At 66.9% G+C, this 2896-nt stretch carries 3 protein-coding genes; all 3 read right to left on the reverse strand.

The genetic code is table 11. From position 1 onward, the window contains the following. A partial coding sequence (locus GF405_03710) for a V-type ATP synthase subunit D (protein MBD3367270.1) occupies positions 1-587 on the reverse strand: 587 nt, incomplete at its 3' end. 57 nt (positions 588-644) lie between these two features. Then, on the reverse strand, positions 645-2078 hold the full coding sequence (locus tag GF405_03715; GenBank protein MBD3367271.1) for a V-type ATP synthase subunit B: 1434 nt from the start codon (positions 2076-2078) through the stop codon (positions 645-647). Between the two features lie 88 nt (positions 2079-2166). Beyond that, positions 2167-2896, reverse strand: a 730-nt coding sequence (locus tag GF405_03720) for a V-type ATP synthase subunit A (GenBank protein ID MBD3367272.1), incomplete at its 5' end; no start/stop codon positions are given.

A 2896-nucleotide genomic window follows, 5' to 3' on the forward strand; every position in this document is an offset into this window, starting at 1 on the left:
CGGGTGGCGTTCGCGCGCTCGAGCTCCGACAGCCGATCCGAGATGAACCGGATCGTCTCCTCGAGGCTCGGGACGAGGATGTGCTCGAGGGCGTTGACACGGCGGCGTGTCTTCTCGAGCTCGGCGGCCAGAAGCTGGATGGCCTTCTCCATCTCCGCCACCTTCATGAGCTTCGGGAGAAGCTCGGCGTAGAGCGCCATCGCGCGGTCGAGCTCGGGCGTCGTGTCGGTCAGTCCGTAGCCGAACTCGCCCTCCTCCGGGAACTCGACGGAGAAGCGCGGGACCTTCAGGTTCATGACCTGTTCGCGCTCGGCCTGGAGCGACACCGTGCGGCGCGAGAACGCAAGCGCCATGTCGAGCGAGCTCCCGTCCATCTCGAGCCTGGCCGACACGAACGTGCGGTAGGCCTCGGCGAGCGCCTCTTCGACCTCCGCCCGAAGGTCGCGCGCCTCGTGGACCATACCCAGGAAGCGGCGCATCAGCTCCTCCTGCTTGTCCTTCAGGAGCTTGTGCCCGCGCTTCGCCAGCGTGAGGCGACGCCTCAGCCTGAGAAGCTGCATCCTGTTCGGGTTCGCGCGGATCCGCATCGACCGTTCCCGTCCGTTCCCCGCGCCGGCACGTACTCCCGGCGCGCAGCGTTCTCGCTACGACTCGTCACTCTCTGAGACCTCAGCGGTCTCCTTCGTCCTCTCGATGTCCTTCGTCGCGCTCTTCTTCATGTACTTCTCGATCTGCTCCGGCTTGACGCGCTTGAGCTCGGAGGTCGGCAGCATCTCGAGGAGCTCCCACCCGAGCGTCAGCGTCTCCTCGATGGTGCGGTTCTCATCGGTGCCCTGCCGAACGTAACGCTCCTCAAAGAGGTCCGAGAACTTGTAGAACGCCTTGTCCTCCGGCGAGAGCGCGGCCTCGCCGAGGATGACCGCCAGTTCCTGCGCCTCCTTGCCGCGGGCATACGCGGCGAAGAGTTGGTTGGCGAGGTTCGCGTGGTCCTCGCGCGTTCTCCCCTCCCCGATGCCCTTGTCGCGCAGACGCGACAGCGACGGGAGCACGTTGATCGGCGGGTAGATGCCCTTCCTGTGGAGCGCCCGGTCGAGGATGATCTGCCCCTCGGTGATGTAGCCCGTGAGATCGGGAATGGGGTGCGTCTTGTCGTCCTCCGGCATCGAGACGACCGGGATCTGAGTGATGGACCCCTTTCGTCCCTTGATGCGCCCGGCGCGCTCGTAGATCGTCGAGAGGTCCGTGTAGAGGTAGCCCGGGTAACCGCGGCGTCCCGGGACCTCCTTCCTCGCAGCCGAGATCTCGCGCAGCGCCTCGCAGTAGTTGGTCATGTCCGTGAGGATGACGAGCACGTGCATGTCGAGGTCGTACGCCAAATACTCGGCCGTCGTGAGCGCCATCCGCGGCGTCGCGATGCGCTCGATGGCCGGGTCGTTGGCGAGGTTCACGTAGAGCACGGCGCGGTCGATGGCCCCGGTCCGCCGGAAGTCGGAGATGAAGAACTCCGCCTCCTCGAACGTGGTGCCCATCGCGGCGAAGACGACCGCGAACGACTCCTCGGTGCCGAGGACGCTCGCCTGCCGCGCGATCTGCGCGGCGAGCTCCGCGTGCGGAAGACCGAACCCGGAGAAGATCGGGAGTTTCTGTCCGCGGACGAGCGTGTTCAGGCCGTCGATCGACGAGACGCCCGTCTGGATGAACTCGTTCGGATAGTCGCGCGCGGTCGGATTGAGCGGCGCGCCGGAAACGTCCCGCTTCTCCTCGGGGATGATGTCGGGCCCACCGTCCTTCGGGCGACCGAGACCGTCGAAGACACGGCCCAGGACGTCCTTAGAGAGCCCGAGTTCGAGGCCGCGGCCAAGGAAGCGGATGCGCGCGGTCTCGACGCTCACGCCCGTCGCGCCCTCGAAGAGCTGCACGAGGGCGTTGTCCTCGTCGACCTCGAGCACGCGGCCGCGCCGCACCTCGCCGCTCGGGAGCTCGACCTCGACCAGCTCCTCGTACTTGACGCCGGACACCTCACCCACGAGGACGAGCGGTCCCGCGATCTCCCGGACGGTCATGTACTCCTTCACCATCGCAGCTCTCCTGATGTGTGGTTCGAGGTCGGCCGCGCCTGACGGCCCACGTTCCGTTTCAGCGGAAGCCCGCCGACGGGGCCCCGTTCTAGACGGGCTCCTCGGCTCCCACCTTCTTCTCGATGAGGCCCTTCACGGCCTTCTCGATCTGGTCGCGAATAGAATCGAACCGGTCGAGTTCGCTCTCCGGGATGTACCGGGAGCGCGAGATCTCCTCGTTGACGTCGAGCGCCGCGACCTCCTCGGCCGTCACGCCCTGCTCGAGCGCGTCGGTCGCGAGGCGATGCAGCAGCATGATGTTCCTGAGCATCCGGTACTGCTTCGGGAACGACGTGTAGGTGTCGACGTCGTCGAACGCGTTCTGGTGCAGGAAGTCCTCGCGGATCGCCTTGGCGGTCGCCAGGACGAGCCGGTCCCGGTTCGAGAGCGCGTCGACACCGACGAGGCGCGCGATCTCCTTGAGCTCGGCCTCCTGCTGGAGGGTCTTCATCGCGCCGGTGCGCATGTCCTCCCACTCCTCGGAGACCTCAGTCCGGAAGTACTCCTTCAGAGCGTCGTGGTAGAGCGAGTAGCTCGTCAGCCAGTTGATCGCCGGGAAGTGACGCTCGTACGCGAGCCAGTCCTCGAGCGACCAGAAGACCTTGACGACCTTGAGGGTCGCCTGGACGACGGGGTCAGAGAGGTCGCCGCCCGGGGGCGAGACCGCGCCGACCGCCGACAGCGCGCCGATGCGGTCCTCGGAACCTAAGCACTTCACGCGTCCCGCGCGCTCGTAGAACTGCGCGGCGCGGGCCGGGAGGTACGCGGGGTACCCCTCC

Origin of the sequence: Candidatus Effluviviaceae Genus V sp., assembly GCA_014728125.1 — a bacterium.
Taxonomy (GTDB): Bacteria; Joyebacterota; Joyebacteria; order Joyebacterales; family Joyebacteraceae; genus WJMD01.